This is a genomic window from Marinobacter sp. 3-2 (assembly GCF_003751355.1).
In the GTDB taxonomy this organism is placed as follows: domain Bacteria; phylum Pseudomonadota; class Gammaproteobacteria; order Pseudomonadales; family Oleiphilaceae; genus Marinobacter; species Marinobacter adhaerens.
On record NZ_RJUQ01000011.1, the window covers coordinates 415,609 to 438,171 of the forward strand.

Here is a 22,563-nt window from a genome sequence, read left to right on the forward strand (position 1 = left end):
AATCGCTGCGTAAGCGGCAGTCGCTTACACTTTGATGTTAAACAACGTCAGCGGCTCATCCTGCTGCAAGTTTTCTGCCAACCTCATTGCCACTTCATCCGGAATCTGGCGAATCACTTCCTGGGTTTGCTGGTCTACTACACGAACAACCGTCTGCCCCAGTTCGTTATTCACTTCAAACTGCAGATCCCGCTGGACATTCTGAACATAACTGTTCAACTGCGACACCGCATCGTCAAGCTCTTCCCGCTGGGCCTCATTCTGTTTCTGAAGCTGTTCCGTTCTGGAAACATCCTGCGTTTGAGGAACTGTAGATGTGGGTGCAACGCGTCCCGCTGCTGAAGAGGCAAGGTCGGAGGCATTCCTGCCTTCGGCCTGAGATGACGAAATTGCCCGAGCCGGTGCTTGTTCACTGGTACGAACCAGCTTCAGATCCGGGCTGTTCAGGTTAACGTCATTCATAGCTTACCTCGCTATCCTAAAACGGCGCTAAGCCGGAACCCGAAGGTTCCGGCTATTACCGCTATGCCCCAATTACTGCAGGAGGGACAGAACCTGCTGGGGACGGGCGTTCGCCTGCGCCAGTACCGAGATACCAGCCTGCTGCAGGACCTGAGACTTGGACAGTTTCGCTGTTTCAGCTGCGAAGTCTGCGTCCAGGATACGGCTGTTTGCAGCGCTCAGGTTTTCAGAGGTGGTCGCCAGGTTAGCAATGGTGCTTTCGAAGCGGTTCTGGATCGCACCAAGGTCTGCACGGATGGAGTTGACCCGAGACAGAGCAGAATCTACAACTGCAATTGCTGACGCGGCACCATCTTCACTGCTGATATCGATCTGAGCTACTGTGTTCGCAGATCCATTGTTTACGGTGTTTGCAGCACTGTTAAATATTGAACCAGCGCCATCTGCAACACTTGAACTGGCCGAGAACGCCTGATCAGCTGACAGCTCGACGGTGCCTGTCACGACCGTAGAGTCAGTGTTGGTACCGGTGGTGTTTGCAGAGGTAAGCTCGATGGCTGTTTGAGCGGTTGTACCATCACCAGCACCTGCAACATCGATAGTGTCACCGTCACTAGCACCCAAGAAAGTCAGACCGATATCTTTACCAGTAGACTGCGAAAGCACAATCTCGTTGCTGGAGTTGATCTCGGCAGAAACACCTGTTGTGCCGGTCAAGCCATTAATTGCGTCAGCAAGAGCGGAGAGATCACCAGTTGTTACACTTGCAGTCGCTGTCGCTGATTGACCGCCACTTTCGATAGTCAAACTTACCGAACCACCAGCACTCAAGTTAGACAGAGTGGCAGAAGTTGAAGCCGTTGCAGAAACACCTGTAGATCCTGAAATATCATTGATTTGACCGGCAATCTGCTCTGCAGACTCGCCACCACTGAGGGTGAAAGAGCCCTGAGCAACAGGACCATTGATGGTAACGTCCTGGCCTGCAACAGTATTAGTGCCGGGAATTGCGGCTGCCGCATTTGCAGCTGTGCCCAAGCCGAAGTTGGCATCTTCACTGCCTGCAGTCAGTGAGTAGTTGGCCAGATCGGTAGTCTTGGCACTACCGACATCAACGGAAATAGTTTGGTTTGCATTCGCACCAACCTGGAACTTCTGGGCGCTAAAGCTCCCATCCAACAAATTCAGGCCGTTGAACTGAGTTGTCTCAGCGATCCTCTGCATCTCCTGCTGAAGCTGATTCACCTCTGCCTGAAGGGCGGAACGATCGGACGAAGAGTTGGTGGAGTTGGCAGACTGAATGGACAGGTCACGAATACGCTGAAGAATATTAGTGGTCTCTTCAAGCGCGCCCTCAGCAGTTTGTGCCAGCGAGATACCGTCATTCGCGTTCCGCTGCGCAACGTTCAGGCCACTGATCTGAGACTGAAAGCGAGTAGAAATTGCAAGACCAGCGGCATCATCCTTGGCGGAATTGATACGAAGGCCAGAGGAAAGACGCTGCAGGGCCTGATCAGACAGGCTCTGAGATTTGCCCAACTGGTTCTGAGCGGAAAGTGACGCAACGTTAGTGTTAATACCGAGAGCCATTATGCTTCTCCTTCGACAGGTGTCGTTATTTCATGGAAAAGGTCTGGCGCCCGTTTTCACTTTGGGAGCGCCGCCCTGTTACACCACTTAACGGCGGCCCCCTCTTATCCTTTAGAAAAAAAAGCCCATTTTTTGTAAAGGAATGTAAAACCCTCAAAAAAGCGGCAAACGCATGCCAATAAAAAGACTCTAAAACGTGGAAATCGTTCAAAAAAATAAACAACCCTTACATTTTAATTTAATACTTTCATAGCGTTAGGATCAACTTACAGAAAGTGGCACGCCCTTCGCTTGCACAGAGAAAAACGGCAATTAAACGAATACCTGCCGGTCACTCGTTGCCTTTTTCACATGAAGACGACGGACCGGCACCTCTGAGCAGGGAGAAGAGACATGCCTCAGATCATCAACACCAACATTGCGTCACTGAATGCACAGCGAAACCTTAATGCCTCGCAGGAAGATGCGAACGTTGCACTACAGCGTCTTTCCTCGGGCTTGAGAATCAACTCTGCCAAAGACGATGCCGCAGGCCTGGCAATCTCTGAGCGTTTCACCTCTCAGATCAAAGGCCTCAACCAGGCAATCAGGAACGCCAATGACGGCATTTCTCTTGCCCAGACGGCAGAAGGCGCCCTTGGCGAGTCCGGCAACATTTTGCAGCGCATCCGTGAACTGGCGGTTCAATCTGCCAACGCCACGAACTCGGCTTCCGACCGGAAGGCTCTGCAGTCCGAAGTTAACCAGCTAAAAGAAGAGCTGGAACGGATTGCAACTACGACTGAGTTCAACGGGCTCAAACTGTTGGATGGCACTTTCCAGGCCCAAAAATTCCAGGCGGGCGCCAACGAAAACCAGAGCATTGCGGTTTCCATTGAGGGAGCTCGCACAGACGACCTTGCCAACAATACGCTCTCTGCAGCCAACGCAACGCTCAACCAGGGTACAGGCTCTACTACGGCGGCCAACGCTACGCTCCCTGCGCAAAACACTATCGGCGCTCAAAACCTCACGATTTCAAGCTCCCTGGACAGCCAAGTTGTACCAATAACCGCCGGAGATACTGCTGAAGATATCGCCGCCTCCATAAATGATATAGCGGCGACCACGGGTGTTAACGCTACCGCACGAACCTCCGCGACCCTCAGCAATACGGCAACGACACCGATTGCAGTGCCACAAACCGTGTCCCTCACTATCTCAAATGGTAGCAGTTCAGCGACGATTTCAGCTCAAATTACCGAGGCCAGTGACTTGTCGGCCATCGCTCGAGAGGTAAACGCAGCCTCGGGCAAAACCGGAATAACCGCTGAAGTCGAAAACGATGGCAGCATCACTCTGGTTCAAGAACAGGGTAAGGACATAACCATTGAAGACTTTACCGCTACGGGTGCACAGCAGCTGGCGGTTCAGGGCAGCGGTGATCCGAGCGCTATTGAACTTACAAGTGGCGCTGCGAACGCAACTCGAATTGCTGGCGAGCTGACCCTTGATTCGTCAGTGAGCTTTGCGGCCACTTCAGACGCAACTCTGGCGGCAGGCAGCGTTCTGAACAGCGCGCAGAACATTGCAGCGGGCTCAACCCCGGAAGCCGTATCAGGAATCGACATCAGCACTGTTGATGGGGCGACCAGTGCCCTTGCCGTTGTTGATGCCGCTCTTGAGACCATCAGTGGCATCCGTGCCGATCTAGGTGCAGCTCAGAACCGCCTGGAATCCACCATCGCAAACCTGAGCACCACCTCCGAGAACCTCTCGGCAGCCCGTTCTCGCATCCGCGATGCGGACTTCGCTGCGGAATCCGCAGAATTGGCCCGGACCCAGGTCCTCCAGCAGGCCGGCCTGTCCGTCCTGGCCCAGGCCAACGCACGGCCGCAACAGGTTCTGCAGTTGCTGCAGGGTTAATGAGGCAGAGCGGGTGATGTCGGATTATGCCCCTGGCTAATCCGACCTACTTTTTGATCGCAGTGACTGCCGCGGCAGGTTTTATGAGGTGTCCCATGCAAGCCAAGCATCAAGTCCAGGTTTCCCAATCCCAACAGGCCCAGGTTGCCCGCCTGCTTCTGCAGGCCAATCTTGCCTACGGGGAGTCCAACAGTAACGGCCTCAGCCATATCCAGCGGCTGAAGGCCCGGCAGGAATGCCGGGGCTATCTGAACGAGGCGCTGGCTCTGGAGCCGGAGAATGCTGGCGCGCTGGGTCTTCTTGGCCGCGTGGAGATGGACGACGGGCAGCTTGAGAAGGCACACGCCCTGTTCAATGCCAGCCTGGACCACCAGCCGGGCCAGGTTCAGCAGTATTGCAACCTGGGTTACTGGGCACTGAAAACCGAGCGACCGGCGCTTGCGGAGCAGTACTTCCTGCAGGCCCTGGACTGCGACCGGCAATCTGCCGCCGCTTTCTGTGGGATTGCCCATTCGAAGCGGCTGCAGGGGCAGTTTGATTTAGCTTATTTGCATTATCGCAAGCTTCTGGAAACCGGCGCTGAATTGGATTCCGTATACAGCGGGATGCTCACTTGCGCCCAACATCTGGAAGTGAGCAAAGCCGATTCCGCACTGGCCCATGATGCGATCGCCCTGCTTCAGCGGGAGGGTTTGCCGCACCAAGAATTGGGTCGGTTTGTCGGCGCGATTATTCATCAACAGTACGATCTGGATAACCCGGATGCACAGATTTTCCTGGATGCGGCCAGCGAAGATGAACTGCTGATCCTTGCCCTCCAGAAAACTCTGATGCCAAATCCGGCCGTGGAAGAACTGGTGACAATGCTTCGTCGGGCGATCATTGCCGAAGTAGCACAAACCGTTGAACTACGGGACGAGCTGCAGCGCCTGACATTGGCCATCGCTCAGTACGCCGACAGAACCGGCTATGCCCTCGCTGCGGAAGATGACGAAGAACGACTGGTCTCAGCCATCAACGACAGCATCCAGGCCCAGTTTGCCCTTGGTGAGGAACAGGACGGACTCATCGGCTCACTGATGATCAGCGCGATGTATGGCGCCCTCTTCCATCAGCCCTTCGCGGTACAACTTGGCCAATGGAATCTCGTGGATTGGCCCCTGGCATTACAGTCAGTCCTGGCCGCCAGCTATTACGATCGGGCCGAAGAGGAAGCAATCAAGCAGAATTTCGATGAAAAGGCCGAGGAGCTCTGTCTGGAGAAGACCGATGTTCCCCAGGCATGGCCATCCTGGTCCCGGTTGGCCTATCGTACCGAAAGCAGCCTGAAAACCCTGATGGCCACTGAACTGGGGCTGGACACGGAAAATCTCCCGGCCACCCTTCGGATCATGGTGTGCGGTGCGCAGTCTGGCCAGCGGGCAATGGAACTGGCCGGCTATCTGGACGATGTGGAAGTGATCGCGGTGGATGAATCTCTGGCCAACATCGCCAAAGCCACACGCATGGCCAACGAGATGGGTATGGACAACATCGTGTTCTGGCCCTGGTCCATCGCCCAGCGTTTTGTGGCGGATGGCCACCAGGTGCACTGGATTGAAGTTGGTCGCCTGCCCTCACCGGCCATGAACACCCTTTCGCTTGCCGCCCTGGTTAACCAGGCCACTGGTTCTGGTGCAGTGGTGCACATGCACACTGCCATTGCGGAACAAACCGCTGGTGACAAACAGATTCGTAAACTGGTCAGTGAGCATAAGCTACAGCCCACACGACAGACATTGCGCCAACTCCGCCGGATGGTCCTTGCCAATCGCAGCGATGCCGGCTGGCAGGAACTGACCGCCGACGCTGATTTTTACAGCCTCGGGGGATGCAGGGACAGATGGTTTCGGCCCCAGGACACAGCCCAGCTGAAAGAGCTGATGGCCATGGCGAGTAACGAGGTGGAGTGGAAGCTTGTGAAAGCGCGGGATGTGGATGGCCACAGCCTCGCTACCGCACCGGTTCAGAAGCAGATCCAGGCGGAAGCCCTCGGCAGTGAAGTGCAGAGCCTGATGGGGCAGAATCTGAGCGTCTATTTCCTGAAGCGGCGTTGAACAGAAACCCGAGGTCAGATGCAGAGTATCATCTGACCTCGCTTCCGCACTCCGATCCTCAGATGTAGGGGATTAAAGACTCCCCATACAAATGCAGATCCTCGAGGATATGTCGCTTCTGCGGCGTCAGTTCCGGGTCTGCCGCCAGGCGCTGTAGTTCCTGGGCAAAAGCCTGCAGAGACCGCCAACCCTTCTTCGGGTGCATTAATCTCTTGCTGCGAAACTTCTCCCACCTTTCCATCTCTTCGCCCATCAGGCTACCCGGGTAATTCCGCGCCCGATAACGAAAGAGCAGCTCCTGCAGGCGATCGTCCTCAAAGGTCACCTCCAGCTCGCCAAGCGTTTCAATCGGCTGTTCCAGCACCCAGTCCAGCTTCTCGCGGTCAGTTTTGCTGATAAAGCCACCTGCATAGAGCTGTTCATCCGGGTCTGTCAGGTCACTTTCATGGGGCTGATCAAAAGCCTGGGCAATTCTGGCCGGCAAATCCGGCGCCTTGCGCAGCATGGCCAGGTTGGCTCGCAGCGTATCCCCGTCCAGGGCCAATTCTTCGAGGCGCTCCGGAGAAAGGGTGGATAGCATATTCGCCGGCGCCAGCACCGGGCACTTGTTCAATTGCACGCCTTTCAGAGGAAAGCGACTGACGCCCTCCCCCAATTCCGCCTGGGAAGTAAACACACGCTCACGAATCTGCTCAGAGCTGGCGGCGATCAGCTCGCTGGGGTCCTCGCGCAGGTCGTAAACAATCACCAGGTTCTTATTAGTTGGATGCTCGGCCACCGGAGCAACCAGTGCACAGCACCCACGGCTGGCCGGGTACTTGGCGGATATATGGAACACCGGCTTCATGGCAGCCGTATCCAGCATCGCCCGGGCCGAGTGTTTGTCTTTGTTCTGCAGAACAAAATCGAAGAGCTTCGGCTGTTTCTCCTTGATCAGCTTGGCCACTGCAATGGTCGCTTCAACATCCGACATGGCATCGTGGGCTGCTTCGTGGGCGATGCCGTTGGCAACGGTCAGCTCCTCCAGTTTGAAACTGGGGCTGCCATCTTCCTTGCGGGGCCAGTTGATACCTTCGGGGCGCAGCGCGTAGGTCAGGCGTACCATATCGATGATATCCCAGCGGGAATTGCCGTTCTGCCATTCTCGTGCGTAGGGATCGCGCAGGTTGCGGTAGAGGGTGTGCCGGGTCACTTCGTCGTCAAAGCGCAGGCTGTTGTAGCCAACCACACAGGTGCCGGGCTGACTGAAGGCTTCATTAATCTGGGCGATAAACTCAGCCTCGGGAAAGCCATCTTCCAGGGCCTTTTGCGGGGTGATTCCGGTAATCAGGCAGGCTTCGGGCGATGGCAGGTAATCGTCCGCTGGCTTGCAGTAAATCACCAGCGGATCTTCGATGATGTTGAGATCCGCATCCGTCCGCACGCCGGCAAACTGGGAAGGCCTGTCGTGAACCGGGTCTACGCCGAAGGTTTCGTAATCGTGCCAGTAAAACGAGCGGATCAAGGGACTGAGCTCCTGCCGAATGGGTTAAACACTGGCAGGAGTTTAGCATTTAAAACAATTGGGTACCCATATCGTCCCGATGGGTCTGCAACCGGTCCACGCCCTGGCTGATCAATTGGCTCATGTCCACTTTCATGCTTGTAGGCAGATTGATAAAAACACCTTTGCCAGCATTGATGACATTGGCACCGTCCGGGCTCTGCCATTCCACCCCCTCGCGCTGGAAGCCAATGAAGAAGTCGTTCGTGAAATCGGTCACGCCATCAGCACCCGCCTCACCCACGTACAGAGACTGCAGATGGGTCAAGGGTGCGCAATTGGTGCCCGAGGCACAGTCCGCCGTCCCATCATCAATACCAATATAACTGGCCCGATAATTGGTGGCCTGGGTGTTCTCATCGAAAAGCGTCGCGTCGAATTCCTGCCCGGATCCATCAACCAACTTCAGGCCGATATCGCCACTGAAGCTGCTGGTCAGCGAGGAAACCGACCCTCTCGCCTGTCCAAACCCCATACGAAAGCCGGAAAGCTTACCCTCGGCAGGGTCTTCCGCCAGCTCGATGTAGGGTTTGAACGCCTCGAAATGAACGGTATCTCCGGCACTGTAGGTGCGGCCATTGAACTGCTGACCGTCATTACGGGCAATATGGCCAAGCGCCACATGCTGCGCGGCAAAGTCCACGCCGCCATCAAGTTCGCCGGCTTGCACGTCATCCACGTTCATCCGGGTTTCCACATCCATGGTCAGCGTCATGCGCGTGAACTCATGAGGATTTCCCGGTATATCCTGAATGTTTTCGATCTGCATAAAAGCCTGCCCGGTCACCTCACCCATTGTTTCCTCTGAAATGGGCTTCAGCTCGGCCAGGGCAACGGGCGCAATACCCAGGCAGAACAGGGTGACGGCAGCGTATCCATACGCCTGCTGTCTCATAGTTTCGTGTCTCTGAAGTAAAATTTTAGAGCCAGTTTTCCGACGCCCGACCCTACTGCAGCCCGGATTGTTTTTGGTTTTTCCGGTGCTCACAGGCGGCAGTGTTTTACATTATTTTTTATTTGCCGCGGACACACTATAACCAAGGCAGATCGGCCAATAGAGTGAGCAGAGTCACAATCACCGTTTACAATTCAGTAATACTCAACCAACTTTGAATACAGTCACAAAACCTTTGGCTTAAAATACTTACAACGCCTTACCCATTGTTACGAATGCTGTAGCAAACGTGTACATAACAAATACTACTGGTATACTTTCGCACCTTATGACCAACCCTCTACGGCCCCATCAATGACCACCCGGATACTGATCTGCGACGATTCAGCCCTTGCCAGAAAGCAAATGGCCCGGGCGCTGCCGGAGGGATTGCGCGGAGACGTCAGTTTCGCGAAGGACGGTGTGGAAGCGCTGGAGAAGTTGCGCGGGGGAGAGGCAGAGCTGCTGTTCCTGGATCTGAACATGCCAGAGATGGATGGCTATCAGGTGCTGGAACAGGTTCGCAAGGAAGATTTGCCGGTCATGACCATCGTCGTTTCCGGCGATATCCAGCCCGAAGCCCGGGACCGGGTCAAAAAGCTTGGCGCCCTCGACTTCATCAAAAAGCCGACAGAGACCTGCACCGTACTTGACCTGCTGGTGGAATACGGAGTGTACCGCCCCGGAGAACTCGAAGATTCGGCGCTACAAGACAGCAGCCTGAAGAGCACAGGCAGTGCCGCTCCGGAAATCTCCGTTTCCCTGAACGACTACCTGCAGGAAATTTCCAACGTCGCCATGGGCCGGTCCTCCGATCTGCTGGCCCGGTTGTTACGTGTCTTCGTCAAACAGCCGATTCCCAAGGTCGCCTTCCTGGCCAACTCCGAACTGCACATGGCCATTTCCTCGGTCAGCGACAGCGACACATATTCCGCCGTGTGCCAGGGGTTCACCGGGGCCGGCATCGCCGGAGAGGCTCTTCTGCTGTTCGCAGACGCCAGCTTCCGGGAAATGGCGGAAATGCTTCACTACGACACCCTTGAGGGTGAAGCGGTGAACGTAGAAGTGCTGATGGATATGTCCAGCATACTCTTCGGAGCCTTCCTCAAAGGCATTGGTGACCAGCTCGACCTGAAACTCGGCCTTGGCCACCCCACGGTGCTGGGGCAACATCGCCAAATTACCGAATTGCTGGAACACCACAGCGCCCGTGAAGAACAGCTGCTGTGTATCGAAATCTGCTATGCCCTGGAAGACCGGGACATCGAATGCGACATGCTGATCCTACTTACCGAGGATTCAGTGCCTTTTCTCGAAGATCGCCTGCAATATCTGGTGGACTGACTCATGGCCATAGAAGAATCTGAAGCCAACTCCTTTCACTGGCTGATGGACATGCTGGAATCCGTGGAAGTGGGCCTTGTGGTGCTCGACCTGGATTTCAGGGTGGAAGTCTGGAACGGCTTCATGGAGAACCACAGCGGCATCACAGCGAGCAAGATCCAGGGCCAGGTGCTGTTCGACGTATTCCCGGATATCCCAAAAGCCTGGTTGACCCGTAAGGTAGACGCCGTCGCCTTGCTTAATACCAAAGCGTTCACCTCATGGGAGCAACGCCCTTACCTGTTCCAGTTCCGCAATACCCGGCCCATCACCGGCACCGAAGAGTACATGTTCCAGAATCTCACCATCAGCCCACTCTCCGGCACCACGGGGGAAGTGAACAAAGTGTGCCTGATGGTTTACGACGTAACCGACATTGCCAGCAGCAAAATGGCCCTGGAACGGGCCAATGAACAGCTGGCCAAACTGAGCATGACAGACCGCCTGACCGGCTTGCTCAACCGGGGCACCTGGGAAAACCTGGTGGACGCCGAATTCGAACGCTTCCGCCGCTACGGCCACACCACCAGCCTGGTGATGTTTGATATTGACCACTTCAAACCGGTTAATGACAACCATGGCCATCTGGCAGGGGACGAAGTGATCAAACACACCGCGAGACTCACCCGTAATGCCATCCGCCAATCCGACAGCGCAGGGCGCTACGGCGGTGAGGAATTCGGCATCATACTGCCGGAAACGGACGCAGAGGGCGCACGCATCATCTGCGAACGGATACGAGAAAGCATTGAGCAGAGCGTAGTCGAAACCAGCGTGGCACCAATCCGGTATACCATCAGCATTGGCATTGCCCAGTTAACGGAAGAGCCTGAGAACTATATGCAGTGGATGCAGAAAGCAGATGAGGCGTTGTACGCGGCGAAGGAGGGTGGCAGGAATCGGGTTGTGGTGGGTTAACAGCCCCTCTCCCGGAAAGGAGAAGGGCCAGCTGGTATCAGTCCTGCTGCCAGCTCTGTACAGCTTCCTTACCATGCTTCTGACGCCATTCGTTCAGCGTCTTGTGATTGCCACCACGGGTTTTAACCACTTCACCGGTGTGCGGGTTCTTGTAAGTCTTCATCGGGCGCTTTGGGCGGCTGCCAGCATTTGAATCGATCTTGCCGCTGGCCACTGATGGATCAATAGCAGAGAGAATCTGTAGTACATCCTTCGGTGACTTGTCATACTCCTTCATCAAGGCGCGAACCTTGTTTTCAAACTCCAGTTCACCTTTCAGAGCCTGGTCTTTTTCAAGCTGTTCCAGCTCTGCAGCAAGCTTTTCCATAAGCTGTTTTTTCTGGTAATAGTCGTTAATCTTTGCCATGGAATTAAAACCTTATTCAAATAGGGGTTTTAAAAACTTAATTGGAGTTGACCAAAAGTCAACCGAGATAATAATCAAATAAATGTGATCTGGCAAAATTATTTATTTACGAGCCTTTAATAAAAAAGCCAGTCAAATTGACCGGCTTTTAAATCAAACTCTGTACATTTTTTATACTTACAGCCGAAGATCCGCTTCGCCCAATGGCAAAACACCCTTCAGGTCAAACAGAACGCCATTGTCTTTCAAATAAGCTCGCAGTTCTTTTGAAGATTTGGCCGCATATTCACGATGAGGCACTGCAAGAAACAGCGCATCATAATCTCCGGCTTTCGGGGAATTCACCAGGGCAATGCCATATTCATGTTCGGCTTCGGCATTATCTGCCCAGCAGTCCGTTACATCTACGGAGCAACCAAAATCCTCCAGTTCCCGAATAACATCAATTACCCGCGTGTTCCGTAAGTCCGGGCAGTTCTCCTTAAAGGTAAGCCCCATCACCAAAACTTTTGAAGATGCCACAGTGTGCCCGGTTTTAATCATCGCCTTAACCAGCTCAGCTGCTGCATAGGGGCCCATGTTGTCGTTTACCCGCCGGCCGGACAGAATAATTTCCGGATGGTAACCAATAGCCTGGGCTTTGTGGGTGAGGTAGTACGGGTCCACACCAATGCAATGCCCACCCACCAGGCCGGGTTTAAACGGCAGGAAATTCCATTTGGTTCCCGCTGCAGCAAGCACTTCATGGGTATCAATTTTCAGGCGAGAAAAAATCATCGAAAGCTCATTCATCAGCGCTATATTCAGATCACGCTGGGTGTTTTCGATAACCTTTGCCGCTTCGGCCACTTTGATAGAACTGGCTTTATGGGTGCCTGCGGTAATAACACTGGCATATAGTGCATCCACTTCATCGGCAATTTCCGGAGTGGAACCAGAGGTTACTTTCATGATGCTGGTTACCCGATGCTCCTTATCACCCGGATTGATTCGTTCAGGACTGTAACCGGCAAAGAAATCGTTGTTAAACGCAAGACCGGATACTTTCTCCAGTACCGGCACGCACACCTCTTCGGTGGCGCCGGGATATACTGTGGATTCGTAAATCACAATATCGCCCTGCTTCAAAACCTTGCCTACGGTTTCGCTGGCTTTTACCAGAGGTGTTAAATCCGGGGTTTTGAATTCATCAATCGGGGTAGGCACCGTGACAATATAAATCTGGCAATCACGAATGCCTTCAAGATTATCGGTAAAAGACAAACCCGACGCCGCAGCCAATTCTTCCCGGGACACCTCACGGGTGAAATCAACGCCATCTTTCAGCTCGGCAATTCGTTTTTTATTGATATCGAAACCGACAATTTCCCGCTTTTCACCAAAAGCCGCGGCGAGAGGCAGCCCCACATAACCAAGACCAATAACTGCAATCTTCTTCATTTGAAATCCTTTGCGAGGAAGCTTAAAACGGCGCCCATACGCCCTATTCTGATGGAATAATTATGTCTGTAGCGGCCAGGGATTGAAAACACCTTTTCAATGCCCGCTTCGCGCCCTGATCTCCATGGACAATTCGAATCTCACGGGGAGGTATTGGTATCTCTGACACAAACTTCACCAGATCCGATTGCCCTGCGTGGGCCGAATAGCCGACAACCTGACGAATCTGAGCCCGAATATCATAACGCTCACCATCCAGCTGCACCCAGCCACCACGGGGACCGAAGGTAAGAATATCCCTTCCCGGCGTGCCTGCCGCCTGGTAGCCCACAAACAGAACATCGTTCCGTTTATCTCCCAGCATCGCCTTCAGGTAATTCACCACCCTGCCACCGGCGCACATGCCAGAGCCTGCCAGAACCACACAAGGGCGATGGGAACCGGCCAGGTAATCCACGGCGTTCAAATGATCGTCGTGGGAGTTGATCACTGTGAGTTGCTCGAAAGAAAGCGGATGCCGGCCCTGGCGCACCAAGTCTGTGGCCTCAGCATCCCAGAAGGGCTTCAGGTCTCGATAGATTCGGGTGAATTCCGCCGCCAGCGGCGAATCCACAACAATTTCCAGGTTGTTCCAGAGCTCTCCACCAAACTCATTGATAAGGCCCTCAATCTCGTACAGCAACTCCTGCGTGCGCCCAATGCTGAATGCCGGCACCAACACCGTGCCGCCGTCTTCCAGCGAGTGTTCCAGAACCGCCTTCAACCGGTAACGCCGCGTTTCCTGGTCCTCATGGTCTTTGTCTCCATAAGTACTCTCGATCACCAGCCGATCTGCTCGCTCGGGGGATTGGGGCGGGGGCAGCAACGGAGCATGGGGCGCGCCGAGGTCGCCACTGAACACAACCCGTTCTTCAGATTCGCCCGCACGTGCATCACACTCAACATAGGCCGAGCCCAGAATATGCCCAGCCCTCTGCAGCCGAACCGACAGCGAGCAATCATCCTCATCAAACACCGGATGCCACGTGCCATAAGGCAACGGCAACAGGCGGGAACGGATCAGTCCCAGAACCCGCTCAATCAACTGTCTGTCGCGGGTAAACCCGATCTTCAGGGCATCCTCCAGTATCTCCGGCAGCATAATGGCTGAAGGCTCGGAACAAATAATGGGCCCATCGAAACCCGCAGCCAGCAAATAGGGAATGCGCCCCACGTGGTCGATATGCACGTGGGTGACCACCAGAGCCCGGATATGATCAATGGGAAAATCAATGGAGAGATCAGACGCGGAAGCACCACGGCTTTCATCCTGGCCCTGGAACAGGCCGCAGTCTATGAGGATGCCGCTCTTGTCGGCCGCGTGACTAACGGTGAGCTCATGACAGGAGCCGGTTACGCCAGAGGTGGCGCCGTGGTGAGATATCGAGATCATGCTGAACGTCCTTGTTGATAGCTTTGAAACTGCCCCAGTCCTTGGGCAAATTTCTTGTTTGAACATCGGTTACTGAAAGTCTTCTTTCCTGACCGGGGAGTTCCTGTTTATGTCATGTGCGGCCACCTTGCCAACAACGGCTTTCAGGTGCTTCGGTGCCAACCCGAAGCCGGGGCGAACACTTCGCACATCGTCCCCGGAAATGACTTCACCGGCCTTGATATCATTCACAAAGTACAAGGAACGCCGAAAGAGTGCGTTACCCTGCTCGCTGGATTTCCGACCGTAATCGACCTTCCCGAGAGCCTTCCACGCAGTCTTACTATCCCGGCAAAGCGCTTTGAGATCCTCAGGCTCCAGGGAAAAGCTATCATCCGGCCCACCGCCAGAGCGATCGAGCGTGAAGTGCTTTTCAATGATCGCCGCGCCCAGCACGACGCTGGTGATTGCCGTTGTATTATCCAGGGTATGATCAGAAAGCCCTGTCACCAGGCCGAAACGCTGCTTCATGTCCACAATGGTTCGCAGATTATAGTCTTCCGCTGGCGCCGGATAGCCACTTACACAATGGAGAATCGCCAGCTGTTTACAGCCAGCTCCGCGCGCCGCATCAATGGCTTCCCGGATTTCCTCCGCATCCGCCATCCCGGTGGAAATGATCATCGGTTTACCAGTCCGGGCCACATACTCAATCAATGGCAGATCCACAGCCTCAAATGATGCGATCTTATAGGCTGGAGCGCCGAGCTCCTCAAGCAGATCGACGGCGGTGGTATCGAAGGGCGAACTGAAAATCGTGATGCCCCGCTCCCGGGCTCGCTCAAATAGAGGCTTATGCCACTCCCAGGGCATGTGGGCCTCTTCGTATAACTCGTAGAGGGTGCGTCCGTCCCAAAGCCCGCCTTTGATTTTGAAATCGTCGGCATCCGAATTCAGGGTAATGGTGTCGGGTCGGTAAGTCTGCAGTTTTACCGCATCTGCGCCGGCTTCAACCGCTTCGTCAATGATCTTCAGAGCCGTTTCAAGTTTACCGTTATGATTGGCGGACAGCTCCGCAATTATGTAAGGCGGCTGAGATGATGAAATTTCACGACCATCAATGACAATTTTCGCTTCACTCATAAACACGCCCTTAAACCTTTACTTCGAATTTTTCCACTCGGCAGCCAGAAGGCCAAAACAGATAACGTCGTGATAACGTTCTCCGTCGCAGTGTTGCTCTCTGAGGACACCTTCCCGGGTAAACCCGAGACGCTCATGGAAGCGGACTGACCGCTCATTAAAACCGAGCGCCTGCCCACAGAGTTTATGCAATTCCAGCTCTTCAAAGGCGTACCTCAAGGCAGCCTCACCAAGCGACCGCCCGGTTCCTGGCTCTGCATCCGGTGCCAGATAGAAGCCCCAGTCTGCAACCTGGGCACACCGGGTCAAGGAGATATTAACGAAGCCGACAGGGGCCGAATCAACCTCGTAGATCAGCAGCCACACACCGGGGGCTTCACTGTTACGGGCAAACCACTGCTCATGCTCTTCGGGGGAGATCTCATGGCTGGTGTACATAAACTGGCACACATCGGGATGATTCCGCCAACTAAGAACCCTCGCCAGGTCCCCGGAGCGCATGAGTCTCAGCCGCCCACTATTCATCCGAAACCTCCCGGAGGGCATCAGCCACACGCTGCACACCCAGGCCATCGCAGATTGCGGCAGCATTCTGGCTCATCTCAAGCAACCTTCCGGGCGCGAATACTTCACGCATCGCCCTGGGCAATGCCTCGACAATAGCGTCCGGCCAACCCAAACTGAGTGATGCACCTGCCCGTTCCAACGCCTCAGCGCCCGGGCGTTGGTTGTCAGCCATCACCACAAGCAAACTGGGCAAACCAAGGCAGCAGCGTTCCCAGGCAGAGCCCCCAGCGGCACCAATGGCGAGATCTGCCTTGCTCATCAGCTCCGCCATGTTGTTGGCATTGACTACCACCCGCGTATCCAGACGCATTGATTCCGCTTGCTCTATCACCTCGTCGATATGAGGACAGGCCGCCCCGAGAACGACGGTAACTCGGCAAGAGGCAACAACCTCGATGCTATCCAATACCCTCAAAACATTGCCGGTAACATTGGCTGCATCCACGCCCCCCATACTAACAAGTATGTTCCCGGGCTCCGGAGTTTTCCATTCTTCAACAGACAGTGCACGTACCCGTGAGAACTCGGGCCTGAGCATAGCGTAATCAGAGCCAATCATCCGCTTGGCGTGGCCCGGTACCAGACCATCGTAATCATCCGGTTTACGCCCAAGATTCTGGTCCAGTAGCAAATCACACTGATGCCTGCGGTCTGCAAGATCATCAATAGTCATCAGCCGCCTGCAACACGCACGAACCTGAGTTTCCCAGCGATGATCGAGCGAGTAGTGGTCTACCACCAGCCAGTCCAGCTCGATGCCTTTCAATGCCTGCAAAGTGTCAGAGGCATCGGCTTCCCAACTCACTCCCAGCCAGCCGGCGTGGGGTGGCGCGCTCTCAGGAGTGATTTCACTTTCTATGGATTCGACCGATGGAAGCATCAAAACATGATGCCCCCTGCTGCGAACTGCACTCTCCAGACTTCCCGGCTTCTGCCGCATTACGAAAAAGCATCGGGCACCGGCTTCTGCTAATGCATCTGCAAGGGTGAGACAGCGCATAACATGGCCAGAACCAATAAGCGTGGACGCATCCACCCGGAAAGCCACTGTAAGCGATTCAGCCATTGCGCGCCCGGGCTCTCAGCGCCTCAAACATATACTCGGCCGACTCCCAATCTTCAAGAGTATCAACATCCTGCACACGATAGCGGGGAATCGGGATTCCGACAGAGCCCCGCCCAAAGATCATCCGCTCCTCGAGCCAGGCCTCCGCGGTTCCCCAGTAAAACTGACCGGCATCGTGCCAGGCTTCTTCCAGATCCTGGGAACGTGTCGAAAACTGCTCCGGATGCATCATCTCCACCCGGCCACCATCGGCAAGGCGAAGTGCACGCTGAATGGGAAAGGCATAGCTGGTCACAGAAAAAGCGAAGCTACTGCCCGAAGATTCAAGCCGCCTTTCGCCCTCATGAATGTCCGCGGGCGTGATGAAAGGGGCTGTCGCGTAGATGCAGCAAACACGATCGACGGCATGGCCAGCGTTTAAGAACCACTCGACCGCGTGGCGGATAACCGGAAGCGTTCCCGTGTAATCGTCTGAAAGATGCTCAGGACGCATGAAAGGAATTGTCGCTCCGCGCTGCCTGGCTACTTCGGCGATCTTTTCGTCATCGGTTGAAACGATAACCTCGTCAAAGCAGCCACTCGCGCGGGCCGCCTCAATTGACCATGCGATCATCGGTTTGCCGCAGAAATCCCGGATATTCTTACCCGGAATCCTCTTGCTGCCTCCGCGAGCCGGAACTACCGCAACCTTCATACCGAAAGAGCCTGCTTCAGCGCTTCAACCACCGAGTCCTGCTGCTCAAACGTCAGGCCGTGGTACATGGGAATACTGATCGCCTCGCTGTAATAACCCATGGATTCCGGAAAATCATCGGGCGCGAAACCCATGGCCTCGTAATAGGGCTGGGTGTGGACAGGGATGTAATGCAGGTTGACGCCGATCCCCTGCTCCCGGAGCGACTCGAATACCTCACGGTGGCTAGCGCAAATCTCTGTCAGCTTCAATCGGATTACGTAAAGATGAAGGCCAGAATAGCTGTCCGGATGCTGCCATGGCGTCACCACAGGCAAATCCGCCAGCATCTCATCGTATCGCCGCGCCAACTCATGCCGACGGTTCACGAAGTCGTCCAGCCGCGTCATCTGGCTTAAACCCAGAGCCGCCTGTAACTCGGTCATACGGTAGTTAAAGCCCAGATCAACCTGCTGATAATACCAGGGGCCGTCTGGCTCATGGGTCATGCGGGCAGGGTCGCGGGTTATGCCATGGCTGCGGAGCAGCTCCATGCGCTGGGCCAGTTCAGCGTCGTTGGTGACAGCCATGCCGCCTTCCGCGGTTGTCACAATTTTTACCGGATGGAAGCTGAACACCGTGATATCGCTGTACCGGCCACTGCCAATAAACTCGCCCTGATACTTGCCACCAATGGCATGGGATGCGTCCTCAACAATGCGAAAGCCATAACGCTCAGACAACGCCTTGATCCGTTCCATGTCGCAAGGCTGGCCACACAGGTGTACCGGCACTACCACCTTGGGCAGACGATCCTGCTCTTTGGCCTGTTCCAGCTTGCGCTCAAGCGCATCCGGGCAAAGATTGTAGGTTCGGGGGTCGATATCAACGAAATCCACCTTTGCGCCGCAATAGAGACCACAATTTGCTGAGGCCACGAAAGTGACCGGCGAGGTCCACAGCCAGTCTCCGTCACCGAGGCCCAGAGCTGCGCAGGCAATGTGTAAGGCCGACGTTGCGCTGTTAACAGCCACCCCGAACTTTGCACCAACGTGAGTGGCCACCGTGTTCTCAAACTCTGGAACTCGCGGCCCCTGGGTCAGGAAGTCCGATTTGAGAACCTCATCAACGGCATCAATGTCCTCTTGCGTGATTTCCTGGCGCCCGTAAGGAATCATCAATCAGATACTCCCGATCTTTTCCCGGTTGGCATCAATCCAGGACTGCAGATCATCTTGAGACATCCATTCCGTGTTGTTGTCACTGGAATAAACGAATCCCTCAGGCACTTTCTTGCCGTCCTTGATACGCGCAGCATCGGCGCTCCAGTCATGAATGGCCGGCAAGATCTTGAAGTGTTCCGGGTACTCATAGGTGTAATAGGAATCCTCGGCGCCAATCATCTGCTCGTGCAGCTTCTCGCCGGGACGGATACCAACGATCTCGTGTTTGGCATCCGGCGCGACCACCCGGGCAAGGTCGGTCACCTTCATGGAAGGGATCTTCTTCACATAGATTTCGCCACCTTCCATATCCTCAAAGGCGTGCCATACCAGTTCCACACCCTCTTCCAACGAAATCATAAAGCGGGTCATCCGCTCGTCGGTAATGGGCAACACGCCCTGGTCCTTAACCGACATGAAAAACGGAATAACCGACCCACGTGACCCCATCACATTGCCGTAGCGCACCACCGCAAAGCGGGTATCATGGCCACCTGCGTAGGAGTTACCAGACACAAACAATTTGTCTGATGCCAGCTTGGTAGCGCCATACAGGTTGATAGGGCTGCTGGCTTTATCCGTCGAGAGAGCGACAACACGTTTCACACCTTTATCGATACAGGCATCGATAAGGTTCATGGCACCGTTGATATTCGTCTTGATGCACTCGAAGGGGTTGTATTCCGCCGTGGGAACAATCTTGGTGGCCGCCGCATGCACCACGTAATCCACACCATCCAGCGCCCGGTACAGGCGATCTTTGTCGCGCACATCACCGATAAAAAACCGAACGCGGTGATCGCCGGCGAACTTCTTGGCCATCTCCCACTGCTTCATCTCATCCCGGGAGAAGATAATCACTTTTCTGGGATTGAAACGCTCAAGAAGCATTGGAACGAAGGTATGGCCGAAGGAGCCTGTACCGCCGGTGATCAGTATGGAGCTGTTTTCAAACATCGGGTGTCAGGTGCCTCTGGTCTTTGTAGTTCGGCGCAAATGGCCAGCCAATAGTGTCCCTGCATGATAGAAGAAAAAAGGGGCAAGATCTTCCCGATCTGCCCCTTCTTTAAAAACCTCACCGGCCTCACCGAACAAACCGATTCAGGCCGGGAAGCGCCTTATCTTATCGGACTCTTGAGAAGCCACAGTTAACTGTCGATCACCATTGCACCATACCAGATCCGCCAAATCCCCATTGGGGGCAAACCCAGTCGGTGCCGTTTTAAGGATCTGAATGATCTCCTGACAATCAAAGTCATGGCTTGCCCGCATCAGACGGTTGAGAGTTTGCTCTACCTCACCCCAAGGCATCGAGACTTCCCTTGCCATCATGATCCGGGGGTGAGCCGTACCCTGCGGGTTGTCGCCAATCAACAACTCCTCATACAGCTTTTCTCCGGGCCGCAGCCCGGAGAATACGATTTCGATATCCCCATCCGGCCGATCGTCTGTTTTCTCCATCAACCCCATCAGGTGAATCATCTTTCGGGCCAGGTCGGCAATTTTTACGGGCTCGCCCATATCCAGAACGAACACTTCGCCACCCTGCCCCATGCTGCCAGCCTGAAGAACGAGCTGGCTGGCCTCAGGAATAGTCATGAAGTAGCGGATGATATCCGGGTGAGTGACAGTAACTGGCCCGCCATCCCGAATCTGATCCCTGAACAGAGGGACAACAGAGCCAGAAGAGCCGAGCACGTTGCCAAACCGCACCATGGAAAAGATAGTGCCTGACTGCCGCTGAGCCAGGCCCTGGAGCACAAGCTCAGCAAGACGCTTACTGGCACCCATCACATTAGCGGGACGCACCGCCTTATCGGTAGAGATCAGCACAAAGCGCCTCACCCCAGCCGCAATAGCCGCTTCCGCAACATGGAAGGTGCCGAACACATTATTCTGAACACCTTCGATAACATTGTGCTCAACCAGAGGCACATGCTTGTAGGCTGCCGCGTGGTATACCGTCTCTATGCCAAAACTCCGCATCGCGGTTTCGCAGCGCCGACGATGGGTAACACTGCCCAGTAACGGGTGGATTTCTACCCCAAGTGCCTCAATCTGATTAATCGCCTGAAGCTCACGCTCAATGGCGTAAAGAGAAAACTCAGACTGTTCGAAAAGCACCAATTTGGAGGGACGATGCAGAATGATCTGGCGACAGAGCTCCGAACCTATTGAGCCTCCTGCGCCGGTTACCATTACTACTCTTTCATACAGACTCGCGGCGACCTGTGCATTGTTTGGCTGCACGGGATCCCGACCCAACAAATCTTCAATCTCCAAATCCCGGATATCATTGATGCGTGCCTGGCCCGCCACCAGTTCGGACATGGTTGGAACGGTCTGCACCGGAATGGCGAGCGGCTCCAGCTTTTTCAGTAAGCGCTTACGGTCGATACCAGAATCGGCATCCAAAGCTAACAACAAACGCTTGATACGATGCTCTTTCACCACGCGCTCAATATGACTGATGTCGTAAACCGGGATTCCATTGATCAAGGCGCGGTGGTTTGCTCTCAGCAGGGTGATAAAAGCCGCAGGATGATATTCGGTGCCTTGATCCAGCGCGTTGGCAAGTTGCAGGCCAGTCTCGCCAGCACCAACAATCGCCACGAACTGTTTGTTGCGATGCCGCGGGCGATTTACAAGCATTCGGACCGTCATTCTGGTGCCGCTAACGAAGATGAATGCCAGGGCGCCGTATATGATAGGTACGGAACGGGGAACCTGTACTTCAAGCCAGTATCCCAACAAGATCAGGGTGATCGACGAAATCACCACCCCTGTTATCACCGTAATAAAGGCCCTGTCGCTCAGGTAACGAATGACGGCCCGATAAAGACCCAGCTTTATGAACACGGCGATTGTGAAGACAACCGTTAGCCCCGAAACAATCAGTTGCCCCTGATCGGGCACCCAGAACTGCTGCTCCAAGCGCAGTGAAAATGCCGCCCACAAGGCAAAAAACAGGACCACTACATCGGCAAAAACCGAGACCAGCCGTTTGTGGACCCGAGACAAATTCAGGAATTTTTCGAACATGGTGTTCCTTTACCAGAAAAAATGATCGCCAGCGTCATTCAACAGTAATACTTTCGGCCAGATTGAGAGGGTTGTCCACATCAGAGCCCTTCACAAATCCCCAGTGGTAAGCCAGACATTGCCTTGGATAATAAAGATTCAAAAAATTAACAAATAAGAAAGGTGACGATTACTGACCAGGGACTCTGTCCCCGGCCCCTTTACCAACAATCGTCAAAAAAATGTACCTGAAATAGGCCGCGAGATTGAGGCTTTGAAGCATTTTTTGATCCGTCTCTGCCAGCATAGCAGGCGTGGACATATCGATGTCATTCACCTGAGCCAATCCGGTTATCCCTGGTCGAGCAGCCAATACACCTCGACGTGCCCGCTCCTCAATAAGCTCTTCCTGATTAAATAGACAAGGCCTGGGACCCACCAGACTCATCTCCCCCTTCAACACATTCCAAAGCTGAGGCAACTCGTCCAGCTTGGAGCGCCTCAAAAACCGCCCGAATGGCGTTATGGCACTGGCATTTGCAAGATGGCTCGCAACCGAAACCGTGTCTTTCTTCATTGTGCGAAATTTCACCAACACGAACCGCTTCTTATGCCGTCCAACTCGTTCTTGGCGAAATAGAGGAGAACCAGTGTCAAATAGACCAATCAATATCAACAAAAGCAACAAGGGTAATCCAACCACCAACCCCAAAAGAGCAAACACAAAGTCCAACAACCGAATCACAAAAACCACCTATTAAGACAATTGAGTTTGGCGAAAT

The 22,563-nt window shown here is 54.4% G+C and carries 19 protein-coding genes; 4 read left to right on the forward strand and 15 right to left on the reverse strand.

Going from position 1 to position 22,563, the window contains the following annotated elements; translation table 11 throughout:
- Positions 1-24: 24 nt before the first annotated feature.
- Together EDB94_RS03725 and EDB94_RS03730 are read right to left on the reverse strand one after the other, a co-directional pair.
- On the reverse strand, positions 25-462 hold the full coding sequence (locus EDB94_RS03725) for a flagellar protein FlaG (RefSeq protein WP_108017475.1): 438 nt from the start codon (positions 460-462) through the stop codon (positions 25-27).
- A 72-nt stretch (positions 463-534) separates the two neighbouring features.
- Complete coding sequence (locus EDB94_RS03730; RefSeq protein ID WP_108017476.1) at positions 535-2,052, reverse strand: flagellin; 1,518 nt, start codon at positions 2,050-2,052, stop codon at positions 535-537.
- Positions 2,053-2,445: 393 nt separating this feature from the next.
- Between EDB94_RS03730 and EDB94_RS03735 the strand changes: the two genes are divergently transcribed.
- Entirely contained in the window at positions 2,446-3,957 is a 1,512-nt protein-coding gene (locus EDB94_RS03735) for a flagellin (RefSeq protein WP_108017477.1), read from the forward strand.
- Between the two features lie 95 nt (positions 3,958-4,052).
- Positions 4,053-6,053, forward strand: coding sequence for a tetratricopeptide repeat protein (locus tag EDB94_RS03740; RefSeq protein WP_108017478.1), 2,001 nt, complete (start codon positions 4,053-4,055; stop codon positions 6,051-6,053).
- Positions 6,054-6,111: 58 nt separating this feature from the next.
- Here the strand turns inward: EDB94_RS03740 and sbcB are convergent, their stop codons facing one another.
- Together sbcB and EDB94_RS03750 are read right to left on the reverse strand one after the other, a co-directional pair.
- A complete protein-coding gene (gene sbcB / locus EDB94_RS03745) occupies positions 6,112-7,557 on the reverse strand; it encodes an exodeoxyribonuclease I (protein WP_108017479.1) in 1,446 nt (481 codons plus the stop codon).
- 49 nt (positions 7,558-7,606) lie between these two features.
- Positions 7,607-8,491, reverse strand: a complete 885-nt coding sequence (locus tag EDB94_RS03750) for a hypothetical protein (RefSeq protein WP_108017480.1) — start codon at positions 8,489-8,491, stop codon at positions 7,607-7,609.
- Positions 8,492-8,845: 354 nt separating this feature from the next.
- Between EDB94_RS03750 and EDB94_RS03755 the strand changes: the two genes are divergently transcribed.
- Together EDB94_RS03755 and EDB94_RS03760 are read left to right on the forward strand one after the other, a co-directional pair.
- Entirely contained in the window at positions 8,846-9,874 is a 1,029-nt protein-coding gene (locus EDB94_RS03755; RefSeq protein WP_014577680.1) for a response regulator, read from the forward strand.
- 3 nt (positions 9,875-9,877) lie between these two features.
- Positions 9,878-10,831 carry a sensor domain-containing diguanylate cyclase gene (locus tag EDB94_RS03760; RefSeq protein ID WP_108017481.1) on the forward strand — a complete coding sequence of 318 codons (954 nt, stop codon included), beginning with the start codon at positions 9,878-9,880 and terminating at the stop codon, positions 10,829-10,831.
- Between the two features lie 37 nt (positions 10,832-10,868).
- Here EDB94_RS03760 and EDB94_RS03765 read toward each other — a convergent pair whose 3' ends face one another.
- The 11 genes from EDB94_RS03765 to EDB94_RS03815 form a co-directional block, all read right to left on the reverse strand.
- A complete protein-coding gene (locus EDB94_RS03765; RefSeq protein ID WP_108017482.1) occupies positions 10,869-11,237 on the reverse strand; it encodes a histone-like nucleoid-structuring protein, MvaT/MvaU family in 369 nt (122 codons plus the stop codon).
- A gap of 177 nt (positions 11,238-11,414) precedes the next feature.
- Entirely contained in the window at positions 11,415-12,677 is a 1,263-nt protein-coding gene (gene tviB / locus EDB94_RS03770; RefSeq protein ID WP_108017483.1) for a Vi polysaccharide biosynthesis UDP-N-acetylglucosamine C-6 dehydrogenase TviB, read from the reverse strand.
- Between the two features lie 43 nt (positions 12,678-12,720).
- Entirely contained in the window at positions 12,721-14,109 is a 1,389-nt protein-coding gene (locus tag EDB94_RS03775; RefSeq protein ID WP_108017484.1) for an MBL fold metallo-hydrolase, read from the reverse strand.
- A 69-nt stretch (positions 14,110-14,178) separates the two neighbouring features.
- Positions 14,179-15,231, reverse strand: a complete 1,053-nt coding sequence (gene pseI / locus EDB94_RS03780) for a pseudaminic acid synthase (protein WP_108017485.1) — start codon at positions 15,229-15,231, stop codon at positions 14,179-14,181.
- A gap of 18 nt (positions 15,232-15,249) precedes the next feature.
- Positions 15,250-15,756 (reverse strand): UDP-4-amino-4,6-dideoxy-N-acetyl-beta-L-altrosamine N-acetyltransferase, encoded by a 507-nt coding sequence (gene pseH / locus EDB94_RS03785; protein WP_311316502.1) that lies wholly within the window; start codon positions 15,754-15,756, stop codon positions 15,250-15,252.
- Entirely contained in the window at positions 15,749-16,864 is a 1,116-nt protein-coding gene (pseG, locus tag EDB94_RS03790; protein WP_108017487.1) for a UDP-2,4-diacetamido-2,4,6-trideoxy-beta-L-altropyranose hydrolase, read from the reverse strand. The genes pseH and pseG overlap by 8 nt, the downstream gene beginning before the upstream one ends.
- A complete protein-coding gene (pseF, locus tag EDB94_RS03795; protein ID WP_108017488.1) occupies positions 16,857-17,558 on the reverse strand; it encodes a pseudaminic acid cytidylyltransferase in 702 nt (233 codons plus the stop codon). The genes pseG and pseF overlap by 8 nt, the downstream gene beginning before the upstream one ends.
- Positions 17,555-18,715 (reverse strand): UDP-4-amino-4,6-dideoxy-N-acetyl-beta-L-altrosamine transaminase, encoded by a 1,161-nt coding sequence (gene pseC, locus EDB94_RS03800; RefSeq protein ID WP_108017489.1) that lies wholly within the window; start codon positions 18,713-18,715, stop codon positions 17,555-17,557. The genes pseF and pseC overlap by 4 nt, the downstream gene beginning before the upstream one ends.
- A 3-nt stretch (positions 18,716-18,718) precedes the next feature.
- Positions 18,719-19,717: a UDP-N-acetylglucosamine 4,6-dehydratase (inverting) gene (gene pseB, locus EDB94_RS03805; protein WP_108017490.1), complete on the reverse strand. Its 999-nt coding sequence runs from the start codon at positions 19,715-19,717 to the stop codon at positions 18,719-18,721.
- A 144-nt stretch (positions 19,718-19,861) separates the two neighbouring features.
- Positions 19,862-21,802, reverse strand: a complete 1,941-nt coding sequence (locus EDB94_RS03810) for a nucleoside-diphosphate sugar epimerase/dehydratase (protein ID WP_108017491.1) — start codon at positions 21,800-21,802, stop codon at positions 19,862-19,864.
- A gap of 169 nt (positions 21,803-21,971) precedes the next feature.
- Complete coding sequence (locus tag EDB94_RS03815) at positions 21,972-22,526, reverse strand: sugar transferase (RefSeq protein ID WP_108017492.1); 555 nt, start codon at positions 22,524-22,526, stop codon at positions 21,972-21,974.
- Positions 22,527-22,563 lie beyond the last annotated feature (37 nt).